This window comes from Pseudomonas sp. R-28-1W-6, from assembly GCF_009799925.1.
Lineage (GTDB): Bacteria > Pseudomonadota > Gammaproteobacteria > Pseudomonadales > Pseudomonadaceae > Aquipseudomonas.
Window position 1 is genome coordinate 275,285 of sequence record NZ_WELK01000001.1, and the last position, 19,415, is coordinate 294,699.

Annotated in this window: 11 protein-coding genes; 4 read left to right on the forward strand and 7 right to left on the reverse strand. The window is 69.4% G+C overall.

Translation table 11 applies throughout. From position 1 onward, the window contains the following. Window positions 1-57 precede the first annotated feature (57 nt). Both F3I62_RS01275 and rimK read left to right on the forward strand, forming a co-directional pair. Window positions 58-459, forward strand: coding sequence for an ATP-dependent zinc protease (locus F3I62_RS01275; RefSeq protein ID WP_372238565.1), 402 nt, complete (start codon window positions 58-60; stop codon window positions 457-459). After that, window positions 456-1,361, forward strand: a complete 906-nt coding sequence (gene rimK / locus F3I62_RS01280) for a 30S ribosomal protein S6--L-glutamate ligase (RefSeq protein ID WP_160077161.1) — start codon at window positions 456-458, stop codon at window positions 1,359-1,361. The genes F3I62_RS01275 and rimK overlap by 4 nt, the downstream gene beginning before the upstream one ends. 57 nt (window positions 1,362-1,418) lie before the next feature. On the opposite strand, the gene F3I62_RS01285 is transcribed toward rimK, so the two are convergent. Both F3I62_RS01285 and desA read right to left on the reverse strand, forming a co-directional pair. Continuing rightward, window positions 1,419-5,204, reverse strand: a complete 3,786-nt coding sequence (locus F3I62_RS01285; protein ID WP_160487881.1) for an EAL domain-containing protein — start codon at window positions 5,202-5,204, stop codon at window positions 1,419-1,421. Window positions 5,205-5,394: 190 nt separating this feature from the next. Then, on the reverse strand, window positions 5,395-6,579 hold the full coding sequence (desA, locus tag F3I62_RS01290) for a delta-9 fatty acid desaturase DesA (RefSeq protein WP_160487882.1): 1,185 nt from the start codon (window positions 6,577-6,579) through the stop codon (window positions 5,395-5,397). 176 nt (window positions 6,580-6,755) lie between these two features. Between desA and dibA the strand changes: the two genes are divergently transcribed. Further along, a complete protein-coding gene (dibA, locus tag F3I62_RS01295) occupies window positions 6,756-9,014 on the forward strand; it encodes a phosphodiesterase DibA (RefSeq protein WP_160487883.1) in 2,259 nt (752 codons plus the stop codon). Window positions 9,015-9,060: 46 nt separating this feature from the next. Here dibA and F3I62_RS01300 read toward each other — a convergent pair whose 3' ends face one another. The 4 genes from F3I62_RS01300 to F3I62_RS01315 all read right to left on the reverse strand — a co-directional run bounded on the left by F3I62_RS01300 (window position 9,061) and on the right by F3I62_RS01315 (window position 16,769). Further along, window positions 9,061-11,649, reverse strand: a complete 2,589-nt coding sequence (locus F3I62_RS01300; RefSeq protein WP_256667580.1) for a LuxR C-terminal-related transcriptional regulator — start codon at window positions 11,647-11,649, stop codon at window positions 9,061-9,063. A 151-nt stretch (window positions 11,650-11,800) separates the two neighbouring features. After that, window positions 11,801-13,165: a DUF1329 domain-containing protein gene (locus F3I62_RS01305; RefSeq protein WP_160487885.1), complete on the reverse strand. Its 1,365-nt coding sequence runs from the start codon at window positions 13,163-13,165 to the stop codon at window positions 11,801-11,803. A gap of 17 nt (window positions 13,166-13,182) precedes the next feature. After that, on the reverse strand, window positions 13,183-14,970 hold the full coding sequence (locus F3I62_RS01310; RefSeq protein WP_160487886.1) for a DUF1302 domain-containing protein: 1,788 nt from the start codon (window positions 14,968-14,970) through the stop codon (window positions 13,183-13,185). Between the two features lie 434 nt (window positions 14,971-15,404). Further along, a complete protein-coding gene (locus F3I62_RS01315; protein ID WP_160487887.1) occupies window positions 15,405-16,769 on the reverse strand; it encodes an MFS transporter in 1,365 nt (454 codons plus the stop codon). 232 nt (window positions 16,770-17,001) lie between these two features. Between F3I62_RS01315 and F3I62_RS01320 the strand changes: the two genes are divergently transcribed. Further along, a complete protein-coding gene (locus tag F3I62_RS01320) occupies window positions 17,002-18,549 on the forward strand; it encodes a FadR/GntR family transcriptional regulator (protein ID WP_160487888.1) in 1,548 nt (515 codons plus the stop codon). Window positions 18,550-18,642: 93 nt separating this feature from the next. On the opposite strand, the gene F3I62_RS01325 is transcribed toward F3I62_RS01320, so the two are convergent. Beyond that, window positions 18,643-19,413, reverse strand: a complete 771-nt coding sequence (locus tag F3I62_RS01325) for a general secretion pathway protein GspB (RefSeq protein WP_160487889.1) — start codon at window positions 19,411-19,413, stop codon at window positions 18,643-18,645. Window positions 19,414-19,415 lie beyond the last annotated feature (2 nt).

A 19,415-nucleotide genomic window follows, 5' to 3' on the forward strand; every position in this document is an offset into this window, starting at 1 on the left:
TTCGACCATCTCGCCGTGATCGGCCTGCGTGAATGGATCAACCTGCCCGAGCTGGGCATGGTCGGCCTGCGCGGCAAAATCGACACCGGTGCCAGCACCTCGACCCTGCACGCCAGCGATATCCAGGCGTTCGAGCGCAACGGCGCGCCCTGGGTGCGCTTCACCGCTCACCTCGGTACCCAGGTGCAGCGCCGTCATCGCTGCGAGGCGCCGCTGGTGACGGTGAAGACCATCAAGAGCTCCAACGGCCAGGCCCAGACCCGCTACGTGATCCGCACCCAGCTGGCGCTGGGCGATCGCCTGTGGCCGGTGGAGTTCACCCTGGCCTGCCGCAAGACCATGCGCTACCGCGTGCTGCTCGGCTCCAAGGCGCTGGTCGACGGCCAACTGGTGGTCAACCCGGCGCTGACCTACGTGCAAGACAAACCCCAGCTTTCCCTGCCTTCCGGTGCTCAATGAAGATTGCCATCCTGTCGCGCAACCCGCGCCTGTATTCGACCCGTCGCCTGGTGGAAGCCGGCACCGAACGCGGCCATGAAGTGGTGGTGATCGACACCCTGCGCGCCTACATGAACATCGCCAGCCACAAGCCGCAGATCCACTACCGCGGGCGTCCGCTGGAGAACTTCGACGCGGTGATCCCGCGCATCGGCGCCTCGGTGACCTTCTACGGCTGCGCGGTGCTGCGCCAGTTCGAGATGATGGGCGTTTTCCCGCTCAACGAATCGGTGGCCATCAGCCGCTCGCGCGACAAGCTGCGCTCGCTGCAGCTGCTCTCGCGGCGCGGCGTCGGCCTGCCGGTGACCGGCTTCGCCCACTCGCCGGACGACATCCCCGACCTGATCCAGATGGTCAACGGCGCGCCGCTGGTGATCAAGGTGCTGGAAGGCACCCAGGGCATCGGCGTGGTGCTGTGCGAGACGGAAAAGGCCGCCGAGTCGGTGATCGAAGCCTTCATGGGCCTCAAGCAGAACATCATGGTCCAGGAATACATCAAGGAAGCCGGCGGCGCCGACATCCGTTGCTTCGTGGTCGGCGACAAGGTGATCGCGGCGATGAAGCGCCAGGCCAAGCCCGGCGAGTTCCGCTCCAACCTGCACCGCGGCGGCTCGGCCAGCCTGATCAAGATCACTCCTGAGGAGCGCATGACCGCCATCCGCGCGGCCAAGGTCATGGGCCTGTCGGTGGCCGGGGTCGACATCCTGCGCTCCCACCACGGCCCCCTGGTGATGGAGGTGAACTCCTCGCCGGGCCTGGAAGGCATCGAGACCACCACCGGCAAGGACGTGGCCGGGATGATCATCCAGTACATCGAGAAGAACGGCGGCCCGCACCTGACCCGCACCAAGGGCAAGGGCTGACGGCGCGGCTCTGCCGCAGGCCGCACCCCGCGCGGCAAGCCCGCCGAGCTGCAGCGCCTAGACCGCCGCCGAGGCCGGACCGCGTCCGGCCTGATATGCCCGCATCCACTGCAGAAACTCCGCCTCGGCCATCGGCCGGGCAAAGTAGTAGCCCTGCCCCAGGGCGCAGCCGCGGCTGCGCAGCCAGTCCAGCTGCGCCTCGTCCTCGATGCCTTCGGCCACGCACGCCAGGCCCAGGTTGCGGGCGATCAGCAGGATGGTCTCGACCAGCATCTGCCCGCTGGCATCGCTCTGCAGGTCGTGGATGAAGCTGCGATCGATCTTCAGCCGATCCAGCGGCAGGCGCTTGAGGTAGGTCAGCGACGAATAGCCGGTGCCGAAGTCGTCGATGGCGAAGCGGATGCCCAGCTGCTTGAGCGCCTGCATGGCGGCGATGCAGCGTTCGACATCCTCCAGCAGCACGCCCTCGGTAATCTCCAGCTCCAGCGCACTGGCCGGCAGGCCGTGGCGCAGCAGGCAGGCGTTGATCCGCTCGGCGCAGTCCGGCTGGCGCAACTCGCGCGGGCTGAGGTTGAGCGCCAGCACCAGCTGCGGCCAGCGCGCCTGCCAGCTCGCCAGGCGGACGCAGGCCTGCTCCAGCACCCAGCAGCCGAGTTCCTGGATCAGCCCGGTTTCCTCGGCCAGGGGAATGAACTGGGTCGGCGGAATATCGCCGCGCTCCGGGTGCTGCCAGCGCAGCAGCACCTCGGCACCGGCGACCGCGCCGCTGTCCAGCTCCAGCTGCGGCTGGAACACCAGGTACAGCTGGTCGCGGCTCATCGCCTGGCGCAGCTCGCTCTGCAGCAGCAGGCGCTGGTCGATCACCGCCTGCATCTCCGGGGCGAAGAAGTGCAGGGCATTGCGCCCGCCCTGCTTGGCCTGGTACATGGCGGTGTCCGACTGTTTCAGCGCATCGGCGGCACCCTGCCCCGGCAGCGGATGCAGGGTGATGCCGATGCTGGCACTGACCGCCAGCTCGTGGCCGTGGATCAGGTAGCTGCCCTGCAGGCTGGCCAGCAGCTTCTCGCCCACCTCGGCGGCGTACTCGGCGGCCTGCGCCGGGTTGCTGGCGAGGTTTTCCAGGAGCACCACGAACTCGTCGCCGCCCAGGCGGGCCAGGGTGTCCTCGGCGCGCAGGCAGCCGCTCAGGCGGTCGCTGACCGCCTTGAGCAGGGCATCGCCGCTGGGATGGCCGAGGCTGTCGTTGACCGTCTTGAAGTGGTCGAGGTCGATGAACAGCAAGGCGCCGAAGCGCTCCTCGCGCTGTTCGCGGGCCATGGCCTGCTGCAGGCGGTCCTGCAGCAGGCGGCGGTTGGGCAGGCCGGTCAGCTCGTCGCTGTAGGCCAGGCGTTCGATCTCGCGCTGGTAGCGTTGGCGTTCGGAGATATCGGTGATGCTGCCGCGGATCAGCAGCGGCTGGCCGGGCATGCGCACCAGGCGCACTTCGCAGGGCAGCAGATGGCCGACGCTGTCGCGGTGCAGCCACTCGAACACCGGGGTGCCGCCATTGATCGCGGCGTCCAGGTACTCCCGCGCCAGCGGCGCGGATTCCTCGCCGTTGGCCTGGCGGGGCGGGCTCAGCTCGCTCGGGCTCTTGCCCAGCAGCTCGGCGTGGCCGAGCTTGAACAGGCGCAGGGCATTCTCGTTGGCCTCGATGATGCCGCCCCTGGGGCTGAACAGCACGATGGCCTCCGGGGCATGCTCCACCAGGGTGCGGTAGCGCGCCTGCGCCTCGTGCCGCTCGGTGATGTCCTCGATCAGGGCCAGGCAGGCTTCCAGCTTGCCGCCCGGCCCGCGCACCGCGCGCAGGCTCAGGCGGCTGTAGAGCACCGAGCCGTCGCGGCGCAGGAAGCGCTTCTCCAGCTCGTAGTCGTCGCGCTCGCCACGGTTGATGGCGTCGAACAGCGCCGCCTCGGGGGGCACGTCCTCGGCATGGGTGATCCGCCGCCAGCTGCTGTTGCGCAGCTCCTCGCGGCTGCGCCCGAGGATCTGGCACAGCTTGTAGTTGACCTCCAGCCACTGGCCCTGCGGATTGATCATGGCCATGCCGATCAGCGGCGCCTCGAAGAACAGGCGCAGCCATTCGTCGCGCTCGCGCAGCTGCTGTTCGGCCCGCTTGCGCGCGCTGATGTCCTGGATCGCGCCGTACAGGCGCACCATGCGCGGGCCGTCCATTTCCGGAACGCCCTTCAGGCGCACCCAACGCGCGGTGCCGCGGACACCGGACAGGCGCACTTCCATGTCGAACGCCTGGCCGCTGCGCATGATCTGCGCCAGGGTCTGCTCGATCAGCCGGCGGCTCTCGCGGTCGTAGCGGCTGAGGGCCACCTGCAGGGAGGGCGCGCCGTCGGCCGGGTCCATCTCGTTCATGCGGAAGCAGCCGTCGGTCCAGTACATGCGCTGGTCGGCCATCTCCAGCACCCAGCCGCCGATGTCGGCGATCGCCTCGGTCTGCGACAGCAGATGGGTCTGGCGCAGCAGTTCCTCGCGGCCCCTGGCCAGCTCTTCGCCGAGGCGCTCGCGCTCGCTGACGTCATGGTTGAGGGCGACGAAATGACTGACCTTGCCGCGCTCGTCGAGCAGCGGCGCGATGATCACCTCGTTCCAGAACTCCTCGCCATTCTTGCGGTAGTTGCGCAGCACCTCCTGGTGCGGCAGGCCGCGGCTGAGCGCCTGGCGCGCGCGCAGCAGGGCGCCATGGTCCTCCTTGCCGGCCAGCAGCAGGCGACTGGCGCTGCCGAGGATCTCCTCGCGGCGGTAGCCGCTGATCCGTTCCAGCGCCGGGTTGCAATAGATGAAGGGGTTGCCGGGGCGGCGCGCATCGGAAATCGACACGCCGAGCGGGCAGGCCTGCAACGCCAGGTTGGCCAGGGCCAGCTCCTTCTGCAGCGCAGCGCTGCTCTGCAGGGTGTGGCGCAGGTCGCTGAGGGCGCGCCCGACCAGCAGGGCGGCGACCACCAGCAGCAGCACGCTGAAGTGCATCTCCAGGCGCTGCGGGCTCTGCCAGTCGCCGCCCAGGCCCAGGCTGCCGACCAGCGGCAGGGCGAGCACCGACAGCGCGGTCAGGACTGCGCCGCAGAGCGCGCCGCTGAAGCCCCAGAGCAGCGCCAGCACCAGCATCATCACGCCGATCAGCGGCAGGACCAGCAGCGGCGGCAGGCTGAACAGCAGCAGCGGCAGGGTCAGCAACAGGCCGAGCAGCGCCCACCAGGGCGGCGCCGTCAGCGGGCTCGGCGCACTGGCCTGCGGCCCCGGGCGGGCCCAGCCATGCCGACGCAGCCAGGGCGTCAGCAGGGTCAGCAGGGGCAGGGCCACGCCGAAGCTGGCCAGGCTGTCGGCCAGCCACAGGGTCAGGGTGGCCGGCCACCACTGCCCGCCCGCCAGCACCCCGGTCAACAACAGATTGCCCTGCACGCCGAGCGCCACCAGGGCGACCGGCAGCAGCACGCCGAGCAGGATGAAACGCATCAGGCTGGGCACGCTGGCCATCGCGGCATCGAAATCGGGCCGGCGCAACAGCAGCCAGGCGAGGCCGACGCCCAGGGTTTCCGACAGCGCATACAGCGGCGCCCAGTGCCAGTCCAGGCCCCACAGGGGAATGCTGAGCACGGCATTCAGGTACAGCGCCGGCAACACCCGCGGCCCCCACCACAGCACGAAGGTCAGGCCCAGGGCGAACGGCAGGTACCAGAGCGCCGCACCACTGGCGAACTGGCTCGACAAGGACAACCAGGTTCCCAGGTGGAACAACGGTAGCGGCAACCACCAAGTCCACCCAGGCAGTCGATCCGAATCCACAGCCATGCTGACCTCGCGCCGATTCACTCAAGCAGCATAGATCAGCGCTACGCGCCCGGACCCAGGAGTTGACGGGCCCGGCAGCCGCCGATCGGAACAGCCTGGCAGCGCGCTGGAGCCCGGCGGCGCGCCGCCTGGGCATGGACGCCGGAACGAAAAAGCCCGCCAAAAGGCGGGCTGTTCGCTGCTGCCGGAGTCAGACCGTGGCCGGGCGCAGCGAGTAGGTCTTCAGCTGTTCGGCGAACTCGCGCAGCGACTGGATGCCGCTGGCCTCGGCCTCGTTCACCCACTGCTTGATCGCCTCGAGCATGTCGTGGCCGTTGCTGCTGGTCCGGACCCAGATCTGCTGCAGGGCCAGACGCTTCTCGTAGATCACCTTGAGTGCCTGGCTCTGCTCCAGCATGCGCTGGATGCGCGCCTGGTGACCCTCGTCGAGCAGGCTGGTCTCGCGCGACAGCAGGCGCTTGGCGCGGCGGAACTGGTGGCGTACCGACTCGTCGGCCTTGGCCAGCTCCTGCTTGACCAGCGGCGCGATGACCAGCTTGCGGTACTGCGCCATGATCTGGAAGCGGTTGTTGAGGATGGCCATGGCGGTGTCCATGTCCAGGCTGCGCTTGCCTTCGACGCGGTGGGCGATCGGCGCCACGCGCTGCACCTTGGCCAGGCGCAGGGCGCTGAACAGCTGGATCCAGGCCCAGCCCATGTCGAACTCCCACTTCTTCACCGACAGCTTGGCGCTGTTTGGGTAGGTATGGTGGTTGTTGTGCAGCTCCTCGCCGCCGATCAGGATGCCCCAGGGCAGCAGGTTGGTGGCGGCGTCGCGGCACTCGAAGTTGCGGTAGCCGACGGCATGGCCGAGGCCGTTGATCACCCCCGCCGCCCACACCGGAATCCACATCATCTGGATCGCCCAGACGGTCATGCCGAGCACGCCGAACAGGGCCAGGTCGATGATCGCCATCAGCACGATGCCGCCGGTCGGGAAACGCGAGTAGACATTCCGCTCGACCCAGTCTTCCGGGCAGTTCTTGCCGTAGATGCGCAGGGTCTCCGGGTTCTTCGCTTCCGCCTGGTAGAGCTCGGCACCGGTGCGCAGCACGGTACCCAGGCCCTTGATCACCGGGCTGTGCGGGTCATCCACGGTTTCGCACTTGGCGTGGTGCTTGCGGTGGATGGCGGTCCACTCGCGGGTGTTCTGGCCAGTGCTGAGCCACAGCCAGAAACGGAAGAAGTGCTTGAGCGCCGGATGCAGCTCCAGCGCGCGGTGCGCCGAGTAGCGGTGCAGATAAACTGTGACGCTGACGATGGTGACATGCGTCATCACCAGGGTGACCGCGACCAGCTGCCATACCGACAGGTCGAGAAAGCCGTTGTACCACATGAAGGGTGTTGCCTCGCAGGGAAGAGAGAGACGGCCCGCACGGCGAGCCTGGCCGCATTATCTCCTAGCGCCCGCAGAAAACCAGTGCGCCTTTAGACGGGAATACTCTGAATGACAACTCCCCTATAATGCGCACCAGTGCACACTTCCCCACCCCAGACCGAATTCCCCCCTTGATGAAATTCCGGCGCAGCCCGCTGCAACTGACCCTGTTCTATTTGCTGGCGGCCCTGCTCTGGCTGTTGTGCAGTGACGCCCTGCTGCTGTGGCTGGGGCTGGACCGCGACCACCTGGCGCGCTACCAGCTGCTCAAGGGGCTGGCCTTCATCCTCTTCACCGGCCTGCTGCTGTACGCCGCCCTGTGCCAGTACCAGCGCGAGCAACTGCTGATCCGCAACCATATCAAGCGCAGCGAGGAGCGCCTGACCCTGGCCCTGGACTCCGCCCAGGAAGGCCTGTGGGACTGGGACATGACCAGCGAGAAGGTGTTCTACTCGCGGCGTTACTGCAGCCTGCTCGGCTACACCCCCGAGCAATTCGGCGACAGCCGCGCGGCCTGGGAAGAACGCCTGCACCCGGATGACCGCGAGCAGGCCCTGCAGCGCCTGCAAACCCTGCTCGACGAGCGCACGCCCTACTACGAAGGCACCTATCGCCTGCGCCACCAAAACGGCGACTACCGCTGGCTGCTGGCCCGCGGCCAGCTGCTGCTCGACGAGGCGGGGCAGCCGCAGCGCTTCATCGGCACCAGCACGGACATCACCCAGCGCCGCGCCGACGAGGACAGCCTGCGCCAGGCCGCCGCCGTGTTCGACAGCACCCAGGAAGGCGTGCTGGTCACCGACCGCAACCAGCACATCGTCCACGTCAACCCGGCGTTCAGCCGCATCACCGGCTATGCCGCCGAGGAAGTGCTCGGGCAAACCCCGGTGCTGTTCAAGTCCGGGCGCCATGACCGCGCCTTCTACCAGAGCCTGTGGCATGCCCTGGGGCAACGCGGCTCATGGAGCGGCGAGATCTGGAACCGGCGCAAGAACGGCGAAGTCTTCCCCATGTGGCAGTGCCTGCGCAGCATCCACGACGAGAACGGCAACCTCAGCCACTACGTCGCGGTGTTCTCCGACATCAGCGCGCTCAAGCGCTCGCAGCACGAGCTGGACTACCTGGCCCACCACGACCCGCTGACCACCCTGCCCAACCGCCTGCTGTTCAGCGAGCGCATCGAGCAGGCCGTGCAGCGTGCCCAGCGCGGCGCCCTGCTGCTGATCGACCTCGACCATTTCAAGATCATCAACGAGAGCCTCGGCCACAACACCGGTGACCAGCTGCTCAAGCTGATCGGCGAGCGCCTGGCCGGAGGCCTCGGCAAGCAGCTGACCCTGGCGCGCCTGGGCGGCGACGAGTTCGGCCTGCTCAGCACCGACTGCGCCCAGGCCGAGCAGGCCTCGGCACTGGCCCAGCGCCTGCTCGACTGCCTGGCCGAGCCGTTCACCATCCAGGACGAGACCCTGTTCATCGGCGCCAGCATCGGCATCAGCCTGTACCCGGACGACGGCGACTCGGTCGAACAGCTGCTGCGCAACGCCGACTCGGCGCTGTTCCGCGCCAAGAGCAGCGGCCGGCAGACCTTCAGCTTCTACAGCCAGGACATGACCCTCCTCGCGCGCCAGCGGGTCAAGCTGGAAGCCGAGCTGCGCCAGGCCCTGGAACAGGGCCAGCTGCGCGTGTACTACCAGCCGATCCACCACCTGAGCGGCGACCGGCGCATGCTCGGCGTCGAGGCCCTGGTGCGCTGGCAGCATCCGGAGCGCGGCCTGGTGCCGCCGGGCGAGTTCATTCCGATGGCCGAGGACAGCGGCCTGATCGGCGCGATCGACGCCTGGGTGCTGGAGCAGGCCTGCGCCCAGATGTGCCGCTGGCAGGCCCGCGGCATCGAGCTGGAATTCGTCGCGGTGAATGTCTCCAGCCGCCTGTTCAGCCGCGGCGAGCTGGACCAGCAGGTGGCGCGGGTACTGGCACAAACCGGCCTCGACCCGGCGCACCTGGAGCTGGAAGTGACGGAAAGCGCGGTGATGGACGACCCGGATCGCGCCCTGGAACTGCTGCAGCACCTGCGCAGCCTGGGCGTGCGCCTGGCGATCGACGACTTCGGCACCGGCTACTCCTCGCTGGCCCGCCTCAAGCGTCTGCCGGTGGACAAGCTGAAGCTCGACCAGAGCTTCGTCCGCGGCCTGCCCTACGACCCGGAAGATGCCGCCATCGCCCGCGCCGTGGTGACCCTCGGCCGCAGCCTGGGCCTGCGCGTGCTCGCCGAAGGCATCGAGCAGGAGCAGCAGGCGCGCTTCCTCCTCGACCTCGGCTGCGACTTCGGCCAGGGCTACTGGTTCGGTCACCCGCAACCGGCCGAACAGCTGCTGCCGACGACGACCGCCTAGAACTCCGGGGTGCGCCGCGCGCCGGGCTTCGTCGTGACGGCGCCGCTCAGCCCAGCCAGCCCAGCGCCTTGGCCCGCGCCACCGCCTGGGTGCGGCGCTCGACGCCGAGCTTGACGTTGATCCGCCGCGCGTGGGTCTTCACCGTGTGCAGGGAGATGTACAGCTGCTCGGCGATCTGCTGGTTCGAGCAGCCCAGGGCGATCAGCTGCAGCACCGCCTCCTCGCGCTTGCTCAGCAGCGACTCGCTGGGCGTCACCCCCGCCACCCCCGCCGACGCCGGTTGCAAGCGGGCCTGCCACTGGGCTTCGGCCAGCACCGGCAGCGCCTGCTCCAGCCAGGCCGGCTGGCGCCGGTACAGCGCCAGCAGGGGCCGCAGCTGCTGCTGGCGTTCGGCTTCGGCCAGGGCCAGCTGCAACTCGGCAGCGGCGGCGGCCGGCTCGTCGGCCTGACGCAACGCCTCGGCCAGGCTGAAGCGGCATTCGCAGGCCAGGCCGCGGTGACCCAGGCGCAGGCTGTCGTCCAGCAGGCTGCGCAAGGCCGCGCTGGCCGCCTGCGCCTGGCCCTGGGCCAGTTCGGCCAGGGCCAGGGCATGCCGGCTGCGCAGCTGCAGGTCGTAGAAACCGGAAGGCGCCAGCAGGTCGTGGCCCTGCAGGCGCTGCTGCACCTGGAGGAAGCTGCCGCACGCCTGCTCCACGTCGCCCTGGCGCAGGCTGAGCAGCCCCGCGGCCATCTGCAGCACGCTGCGGTAGCGCACTTCCGGCACGCGCTGCCACTGCATCTGCCGCTCGGCCTTGCGCAGCAGCAGCTGGGCCTGGGCAAAGTCGCCGCGCTCGGCGGCCAGCTGGGCCAGGCCCTGGTAGCCGAACAGCACATAGGCATCGCTGCAGCTCTCGGCCTCGCGCAGGCCGGCGACAAACGCCGCCTCCGCCGCCTGGTCGGCCCCCTGGCTCGCCAGCAGGCTGCCGCGCAACAGCAGCAGGCGGGCCAGCACCGGGCCCTGCAGGCCGGCCTGCTGCAGGTGCTGCAAGGACTGCTCGACCAGCTCGGCGGCGCGCCCGCTTTCGCCGAGCATGCCCAGCAGGTGGATGCGGTCGACGCTGAGCAGCGCCTCGAACAGCACGCTGCCCTGCTCGCGCGCCAGCTTGAGGCCTTCCTGGCTGTAGTGCTGGGCCGCGCTCAGGTCGTTCTCGGCCATCGCCTGCTGGGACAGTGCCTGGTAGCACAGCACGTGCTGCGACCAGGCCGCCGGCGCCAGCACCGCCAGCGCCTCCAGGCAGTGCTGGCGCGCGCTGCGCAGGCCGCGCTGGCGCTGCAGCACGCCCTGGATCGCCTGGTACTGGGCCAGCCACTGCTGCTGGCGACGCGCATCGGGTTGCGGCAGGAAGCGCGCGAGATGTTCCAGGCAGGCAGCGGCCTCGTCGAGCCGGGCGCAGATGATCAGCGCCCAGGCCTGCTGGCTGACCAGCCGCGGCGTGCTGGAGAACAGGCTGGCCGGCAGCTCGTCGCGCCAGTGCAGGTACTGCGCCACGCTGTAGCCGATCAGCAGCTGCTCCTGGCCATAGCGTTGCAGGAAGTTGGCCGCCACCTCCGGCTGCTCGGCCCACAGCGCATGTTCCACCGCCGCCCGCACATCGCCGCGCGCGGCGAACCACTGGCAGGCGCGCACATGCGCCTGCAGCGGCACCGGGCTGTGCCGGCGCAGCATGGCGGCCAGCGGGCGCCACAGGCGGAACCATTCGCCGCAGCTGTCCAGGCCATGCAGGAACAGCTGGCGGCGGCGCAGCTCGGCGAGCAGGCCGAGCGCGTCCTCGCCCTCCAGCAGGTGCGCGCACAGCTCGGCGGAAAACCGCGGGATGTGCGCCAGCACCAGCAGCGCGCGCTTGAGCGCCGCGGGCAGGCCGTTGAGCACCTCGCGCTCGATGTATTCCTGCAGCAGCGCGGTGCCGGCGGCCAGGCGCTCCGGCAGGTTCTGCGCGGTGCCCTGGATCAGCAGCAGGCAGACCCCGGCCAGCCAGCCCTCGCTGCTGTGCAGCAGTTGCTGGCTGAGCTCGGCCGGCAGGCTCAGCTGACGCTGGTGCAGCAGGCCGTGCAGCTCCTCCTCGCGCAGCGCCAGGGCGTGCCCGTCGAGCTCCAGCAGGTCGCCCTGCAGCAACAGCCGCGGCAGGTTCCAGGCCGGCCGGCGGCGGCCGTTGATCCACCAGCGCAGGGTGTGCGGGGCGCGCTCCAGCAGGCGGTCGAGGCAGGCATCCAGCTCGGCGCAGGGCTGGCGCGGGTAGTCGTCGAGGACGATCCACAGCGGCTGCTCGACGCGGCCGAGCAGGTGCCCCAGCTCCGCGTCCGGCGCGCCGGCGGCGGGCGTCAGCTGCAGGGCCGCGGCCAGGCGCGCGAGCAGCTCGGCGGGGCTCAGTGCATGGCCGAGCAAGTCGAGCCAGACCAGGCGCGTGCCGGGCGGCAGCTGGCGCACGCATTCGTTGAACAGCACGCTCTTGCCGAAACCGGCCGGGGCGCACAGCAGGGTCAGCCGGCAGTCGCTGGCGAGCAGCGCCTGGGCCAGGCGCGGGCGCGCCACATGGGCGGCCGGCAGGCGCGGCAGCGCCGCCTCGGGCAACACGCTGCGCGGCGCGGGATGGAGCATACGAACCTTGTTCGGCATGGCGGCCTCGGCTCTTCTTGTTGTTGTCGGTCGGGCACTGGACGCCCGATCTTAACCAAGATCGGCGGCGCGCCGGCGCCCGGCGATAAAAAAGGCGACCACTGGGTCGCCTCAAGGGAGCAACCGGCCTGCCTCAGCGCACGCCGGCGTTGCGCAGGGCGGCCGGGGTGAAGTCGATGGCGGAGGCGGAGGTGCCGTACTCGACGGCGCGCTTCTCCTCGTTGCTCATGCCGATGGCCAGGTAGCGCCCGACTATCACGTCATACAGGGCCTCGAAGGCATACACCGGCGCCTGCACCTCGTAGTGCTGCATGAGCATGGCCTGGCCCACGCGCCACAGCTGGCCGCGGCCGTCGTAGTGCTCGGACACGGCGATCTGCCAGGTGTCTTCGTCGATGAAGAAGCGGCGCTTGCCGTAGATGTTGCGCTCGCCGGCCTTCAGCGTGGCCTCCACCTCCCACACCCGGTGCAGCTCGTAGCGCGCCAGGGCCTGGTTGGTGTGCCCGGCCTGGAGGATGTCGGCGTACTTCACCTCGGGGGTGGCGATCCGGTAGTTGTTGTAGGGGATGTACAGCTCGCGCTTGCCGACCAGCTTCCAGTCGTAGCGGTTGGGGGCGCCGTTGTACATGTCGAAGTTGTCCGAGGTGCGCAGGCCGTCGGCGGCGGTACCCGGGCCGTCGTAGGCCACCTGCGGCGCGCGGCGCACGCGGCGCTGGCCGGCGTTGTAGACCCAGGCCATGCGCGGTTCCTTGATCTGGTCCAGCGAGTCGTGCACCAGCAGCACGTTGCCGGCCAGGCGCGACGGCGCGGTGACGCGCTGCTTGAAGAACAGCAGGGCGTTGGCCGCCTTGGCCGGGTCGAGGTCGGGCATGCTGGTGGGCATCGCCACTTCGTCCTCGAAGTGCACCAGGGTGAAGTCGCCGTTGGTCTGCGGGGTGGCCTGGACGATGCTGCGGCGCAGGTTGCCGCCGCGATAGCGGGTGATGTGGTTCCACACCACCTCCAGGCCGTTCTGCGGAATCGGGAAGGCGTAGTAGCGGCTGTCGGCAAAGTTCTTCAGGCCGTTGCCGCCCTCCACCAGCTCGGTGCTCACGGCGCTGCGCTTGGCCGCCTCGTTGATCGCGGCCGGGACCGCGGCCGTGCGGTGGCTGGGGTAGACCGGCATGCTGTAGTCCGGGTAGCGCTGGAACATCGCCAGCTGGCCTTCGCTGAGCCTGGCCCGGTATTGCTCCAGGTTCTGCGCGGTGATGGTGAACAGCGGCTGTTCGCCGGCGAAGGGGTCGGCGAGGAAGCCGCGGGCGTCGACCGCCGCCGCGCCCTTGGCCAGGCCGCCGGTCCACTCCGGGATGCTGCCGTCGGCGTTGCCGGCGCGTTCGCCGCCCAGCGGGGTGAGGCTGCTGCCGAGCTTGGCCGCTTCCTGCGGCGACACGGCGGCCAGCACGCTGCCGGCGAGCAGGGACAGGGCCAGGGTGGAGATCAGGTGCAGGGTTGTTTTCATGGTGTGCGGATCCCGTCTTAGAAGTTCACGCCGAAGCTGAGGGCGAGGAAGTCGCGGTCGCTGGCGACGTTGTAATCGCCGCCGAAGAAGTCGGTGTACGACAGGCTGGCGCTGTAGGTGTTGCGGTACTCGGCATCGAGGCCGACGCTGACCGCCTTGGACCCTTCGTTGAACACCGGGCCGTAGCCGTCGACGTCATGCGCCCAGGACAGGTTGGGCTTGAGGTTGATGCCGGCGAACACGTTGCTGTAGTCCCAGATCGCCCGGGCGCGGTAGCCCCAGGAGTTGCTGGTGTAGTAGCCGTGGGTGTCGCCGTCGAAGCCGTACACGCCGTACAGCGAGTCGCGGCCGAAGTGCAGGCCGTCGGCCTCCAGGCGGGGCAGCCCGCCGATATGGGTCATCCCGGCCTCGCCCACCAGGGTCAGGCGGTCGGCGCCCATCACTTGGTCGAAGAAGTGGGTGAAGCTGGTCTGCGCCTGGCTCACTTCCTTGCGCAGGTAGCCCGTGTTCTCCGCCCCCGGCGCGCTGGCGATCGGCGAGGCGGCGCCGCCGGCGATGGGGTTGAGCAGGGCGCGGGTCAGGTCGGTGGTATTGAGCTGCAGCGGCATGTTCGGCCGGTAGCTCAGCTCGCCGGACCAGGCCGTGCCGTTGCTCAGGGTGGTGGAGAAGCTCAGGCCGTACAGGCGGATGTCTTCCGGGTACTCGAGGAAGTACTTGCCGTTGCCGAGCATGATGCTCTGCGCCAGACCCGAGCGGTACGGCGCCGGGGTCGCGCCGAGGATGCCCGGCAGGGCGGCCAGGGTGTCCAGGCCGGCGGTCTGGGTGCCGACCAGCGGCGAGCGGCTGTGGTAGTTCATGAAGTAGGCGCCGTACTCGGTCTCGTCGCCCAGCCAGCGCAGGGCCATGCCCCACTGCCCGCCGTCGCGCGCATCGCGGTCGCCGGAGCGCGGCACCACCACGCCCTCCGGGCCGACCTCGAAGCCCTGGCCGAAGGCTGCGGCAATCGGCTCAAGCGGCGCGATGGCGGCGCTGCCGACGTGGTAGCCGCTGTCGCAGCCATCGGCCGCCACATCGGCGCTGGCGAAGAAGGTGCCGCAGTTGTCGGCCACCGTCTGGTCCCACTCCAGCTGGTAGAAGCCCTCGACGCTGAGCTGGTCGGTGAGGCTCTGCGACAGGTAGAACATGTTCACCGGGATCAGCCCTTCCTTGATCTCCGCGCCGGGGCGGCGGAAGGCGGCGGCGTCGATCGGGTTGATCGAGTTGATGCTGTTGCCGATGAAGGTGCTCTCGCCCCAGCTGACCACCTGCTTGCCCAGGCGGAAGGTGCCGGGCAGCTCGGCCACGCTGTAGTTGTGATAGAAGAACGCATCGAGCAGCTGCGCCCCGGACGACTGCGCGCCCTCCTTGCGGTTGTGGTCGTCGATGTCCTTGAACAGGCGCTGCTCGTCCTTGAGCTCGAAGTCGTACCAGTACTTGCCGCGCACGAACACGCCGCTGTCGCCGTACTTCAGTTCGAGGTCGTGGATGCCCTTGAAGATCTTCGAGAAGGTCTCGCCCTTCTTGAAGTTCAGGCGGCCATCGTCGCCGGTCTGCGACTGGCCCTGACCACCGTTGTTCGGCCCGATCAGGTCCGGGTCGGCACCGCGCATCGACCAGCTGGCGCCGACCGACAGGGCCGAGTCGAGCTGGCCCTCGATCTCGCCGATATTGAAAGTGACGGCATGCGCCGGGGCAGCGAGGCCCAGGGCGATGGCGACGGCCAGAGTGCGTGGCTGGAAGATTCCGGGCCTTTTTGTTGTTGTCATGCGGCTCTCCGTTGTGGGTTGGAACTGCCTGCACGCTACTGACGGGATGACAGCCGGATAAGCGCTCCAAGGTGCGATTCGCGCTGTCGCCCGAAAGGATGAATGGCGCCGGCTGGCGGGCCCGCCGGGGATCAACACGGCAATGAATAGCGCGCCATCAGGCATGCGCGAGCGGGTATGAGTGGACATCCGCCAGGCGTCCAGCCGCGCGACACAAACTGGGGCGCCAGGGCCATACCCGAGCGCACGCGGTTCGGGCCTGCAGGCTTTTGTGGGAGCGAATTCATTCGCGATCAGGGCCTGCGCCGAGCTGCCTGTTTATCGCGGATAAATCCGCTCCCACTAAAGCTCGCTCACGGGTGCACTACGGAGGGCATAACCAAGCAAAAGCCCCGCACCAGACGGGGCTTCGACAACGGACAAGGTGCCGGAGATCAGGCGGTCTTCAGCTGCGCCCGGGCGCTCTCGGCCGGCGGCGTCGGCGCCCACTGCTGCAGGCGCAACAGGCTGTCGCGGTAGGGCTTGAGGCTCATCCCCAGCAGCACGACAGAGCTGAGCACCGCCAGGCTGCTGACCAGCAGCAGCGAATAGCGCAGCGCCTGGTCGTCGGCAAAGACGTAATCGGTGACCAGCGCCACCGCCGTCGGCCCCACGCCCAGGCCGATCAGGGTGATGACAAACAGGTAGATGGCCGAGGCCTGGCCGCGCATCGAATTGGGCATGATTTCCTGGATCGCCGCCGGCGCCACGCCGAACGGCATGCTCAGGCAGAACACCGTCGGCACCAGCAGCAGCGAGGCCCACAGGGCATTGCCCATCAGCGGGAACAGCGCCACCAGCGGCAGCGCGCCCAGCGCGGCAATCAGGCCGACGCGCATATTGGCGTCGCTGTGCCCGCGCTTGACCAGCCAGTCGGCCAGGCGCCCGCCGAGGACGATGCCCAGGCAGCCGCACACGGCGACGATGCTGCCGTAGACCACGCCGACCTGGCTGGCGTCCCAGCCGTAGGTGCGGATGTAGAAGGTCGGAATCCACGCCGCACTGCCGTAGCCGGCGAAGGCCAGGCCGGCGAAGCCGAAGTTGTGGCACAGCACGGTGCGCCGGTTGCTGCGGATATAGCGGCCGACCTCGGCCAGCGGCACCGCCACCCCGGCGCCGACGCCGCGCCGCGCCGGCTCGCACACGGCGAGCATGAGCAGGGTAAACAGCAGGCCGGCGACGCCGAGCAGGAGGAAGATCAGCTGCCAGGGGCGCACCTCGCCCAGCACCGGCAGCAGCACGTTGCCCTGGGCCGAGGCGAACTTGATCACCAGGCCGCCGAGCAGGAAGGCGATCCCCGAGCCGAGGTAGACACCCATCGAGTACACGCTGATCGCGGTGGCGCGGCGCTGCGGCGGGAAGCTGTCGGCGATCAGCGAATAGGCCGCCGGCGACAGCGCCGCCTCGCCGACGCCGACGCCGACCCGGCAGATGAGGAACTGCCAGTACAGCTTGGCCATGCCGCAGGCGGCGGTGGCCGCGCTCCAGAACAGCACGCCGAGGGCGATCAGGCCGCGGCGGTTGCGGGTATCGGCCAGGCGCCCGAGCGGGATGCCGCACACCGTGTAGAACAGGGCGAAGGACAGGCCCATCAGCAGGCTCATCTGCGTATCGCTGATCACCAGGTCGCGGCGGATCGGCTCGACCAGCAGGTTGAGGATCTGCCGGTCGATGAACGACAGCACGTAGGCCAGCATCAGGATGACCACGGTGGTCCAGGCGGACAGGCTGGAGGGATAGCCATTATTGTTGTTGGGCATTGGCAGCTTCCTCGACACCGCAGGCACGGCGCACGACGGGTTGGGGGAAGGCCAGAGTAGGTCGGCGGCGGCGCCGCTGAATATCGCCCTAAGGTGTTATCAACGAACTGAATTGGCGTGATGGCCTTGCGCGAATGGCCCCGCCCGCACCGCCGCCGGGCGCGGCAAACACCTTACAAATTCACTGAAAAAGCTCTACTGTGTCGCCTTCCTGAAGGACCAGGTAGACAACATGTCGAGTTTTATCTCTGCGCAAACGCCCCTGGCGGAAGCCTCCGTACATGCCTGCCGCGAGGCCGCCAGCCAGGCCCGCGGCGGCGGGCGCCCGGCCAAGCTGGCCGAGCGAGTGGCCGCCGCCATGCAGCAGGACATCGCCAGCCTGGGCTGGCCGGTCGGCCTGGTGCTGGGCTCCGAGGCGCAGCTGATGGAGCGCTACCGGATCAGCCGCGCCACCCTGCGCGAGGCGATCCGCCAGCTCGAACGCCACGGCGTGGCCAGCATGCGCCGTGGCGCCGGTGGCGGCCTGGTGGTGCGCCAGCCGGCCAGCGACTCGGCGGCGCTGGCCCTGGCCACTTACCTGGAACTCACCGATGTCAGCTTTGCCGAGCTGTTCGAGGCGCGCGAGCTGGTCGAATGCCTGGTGGTCGAGACCGCCGCCCGGCAACTCGCCGACAGCGATATCGCCCAGGCCCGCGAGCTGATCGAGCTGCTGCTGCATACCCCGCCCAGCCCGTTCAACGAGGAGCTGCGCCTGCACGGGCGCATCCGCGAGTTTCTCTGCGCGGTCGCCGGCAACCCAGCCATCAGCCTGATCTACATCACCCTGTGCTACGTCACCATCAACGGCCACACCCCGCGTGACGCGCAGGCCCGCGCCAGCCTGGAGCAGACCTTCCGCAACGGCCGCGAACTCAAGCGCCACCTGCTCGAGGCTATAGTCGCCGGCGATGCCCAGAAGGCCCAAGAACGGGTGCGCGAATCGCTGCGGCAGATCCGCCAGCTGATCGAGGAACTGCGCGGCAGCCTGCGCCAGGGCCCGACTTCGCGCATGAGCAGCCTAGAATCGGCGCCGGACTTCGCCATTCGCCAGGTCTACGACAAGAGTGCCCACCGCCTGGCAGTGGTCATCGCCCGCGCCATCGCCAACTCCGGCCTGCGCGCTGGCGCCCACCTGGGCGCCGAGCCGGAGCTGCAGGCCATCCACGGGGTCAGCCGCGCCGTGCTGCGCGAGGCGCTGCGCACCCTGGAGCTGCACGCCATCCTGCGCAGTCGCCGCGGCCAGGGCGGCGGCCTGATCGTCGAGACACCGGACCCGAGCTACACCATCCGGCTGGCGATCGACTACCTGCGCCACAGCCAACTGCCACGGTATTACTTCTACCAGGTGTGGAAACCGCTGCAGCTGGCCGCCGCCAGCCTGGCCGCGCAGCACCTCGAGCCGGGCGGACGGGTCCGCCTGCAGCAGGTGCTGTTGCGGGCGCAGGGAGCCGGCCCGGCCGAGTGCCTGGCCGGCACCCGCCAGCTCGACCTGGCCATTGCCGAGTTGAGCGGCAACCGCGCCCTGGCGCTGTTCTCCCATGTGCTCGGCGCACTGGCCGAGAGCTACCCCAGCGGCCCGCCGCCCGATAGCGTGGCGGACAAGTTGCGCGACTGCCAGGCACAGCTGGTGCAGGCCATCCTGGCGCGCGACCCCAGCCTGGCGCGGCGCGGCATGCTGCGCTACTTCCAGCTGATCGAAGGGTGGTTTGGCGAAACGCCGCTGGATGGCTGGGCCGAATGAAGCCGCTCCAAGGGCGCCATGCGCGCCATGGGTTCTCGCAGGCTTCCCTGTTGCGCACGGCACACCCTGCGGAGCGCCGCCACCCCAGAGCGCTCAGTTCAGGCGCATCCAGTACGGCGCGCCCTGGTAGGTGAAGACGATGCCGTCGCTGGTGATCTGCTGCAGCTGCAGCTCGTCGGTCAGGCGGTCGCCCTCGCGCAGGCTGCGGCCCTTGGCGCGGATGAAGCGGGCACGGCTGTCCGCGGAGTAGACATGGGCGTTGATGCCCAGCTCGCGCACCTGCCGCTGGATGCCGGAAGGCAGGTCCTTCCAGTGGCTGACGCCGTTGAGCTGGGCGCTCTGGCCCTGCCCCGCGTCCTCGGCGCCGCGCTGCGGGATCGGCGGCGGTGGCGCCTGGCGCTCGCGCGTCAGCGCGGCCTGCGGCGGGGTCACCCGTCCGGCGGGCAGCGGCAGCTCCAGCACCACCGGCGCCGCGGGGCGGGCCGGGGGCGGCTGGTCGTCGAGCTGGATGCGCGTGCCGGCCATGCTCTGCAACTGCGACAGACCAGGGGCCTGCGGATCGGCCGGGGCAGGCGCCGCAGCGGGCACGGCAGCGACCGGGGCGGGCGGCGGCGGGCTCGGGGCGACTACGGCGGGCGCTGGCGGGGCGCTGGGCGGTTCGGGCTGGCGGTTCATCATCACCCAGCCGACCGCCAGCACCGGCAGCAGGCCGGCCAGCATTGCCCAGCCGCGGCCGATGCCGATGCCGCGGCGCCGCGCCGGGCGGTAAGGGCTGCTCGGCTCCTGAGCCGTGTCGATATGGGGGATCTCGCCCAGGTTACGCTGGCTTTCCGACTGTTTCAGCGCATTGAGGATGTAGGACATAG

Coding starts and splice junctions, on each gene's coding strand:
- F3I62_RS01275 (WP_372238565.1), top strand. CDS start 58: ATGGTCGGCCTGCGCGGCAAAATCGACACCGGTGCCAGCACCTCGACC.
- rimK (WP_160077161.1), top strand. CDS start 456: ATGAAGATTGCCATCCTGTCGCGCAACCCGCGCCTGTATTCGACCCGT.
- F3I62_RS01285 (WP_160487881.1), bottom strand. CDS start 5,204: ATGGCTGTGGATTCGGATCGACTGCCTGGGTGGACTTGGTGGTTGCCG.
- desA (WP_160487882.1), bottom strand. CDS start 6,579: ATGTGGTACAACGGCTTTCTCGACCTGTCGGTATGGCAGCTGGTCGCG.
- dibA (WP_160487883.1), top strand. CDS start 6,756: ATGAAATTCCGGCGCAGCCCGCTGCAACTGACCCTGTTCTATTTGCTG.
- F3I62_RS01300 (WP_256667580.1), bottom strand. CDS start 11,649: ATGCTCCATCCCGCGCCGCGCAGCGTGTTGCCCGAGGCGGCGCTGCCG.
- F3I62_RS01305 (WP_160487885.1), bottom strand. CDS start 13,165: ATGAAAACAACCCTGCACCTGATCTCCACCCTGGCCCTGTCCCTGCTC.
- F3I62_RS01310 (WP_160487886.1), bottom strand. CDS start 14,970: ATGACAACAACAAAAAGGCCCGGAATCTTCCAGCCACGCACTCTGGCC.
- F3I62_RS01315 (WP_160487887.1), bottom strand. CDS start 16,769: ATGCCCAACAACAATAATGGCTATCCCTCCAGCCTGTCCGCCTGGACC.
- F3I62_RS01320 (WP_160487888.1), top strand. CDS start 17,002: ATGTCGAGTTTTATCTCTGCGCAAACGCCCCTGGCGGAAGCCTCCGTA.
- F3I62_RS01325 (WP_160487889.1), bottom strand. CDS start 19,413: ATGTCCTACATCCTCAATGCGCTGAAACAGTCGGAAAGCCAGCGTAAC.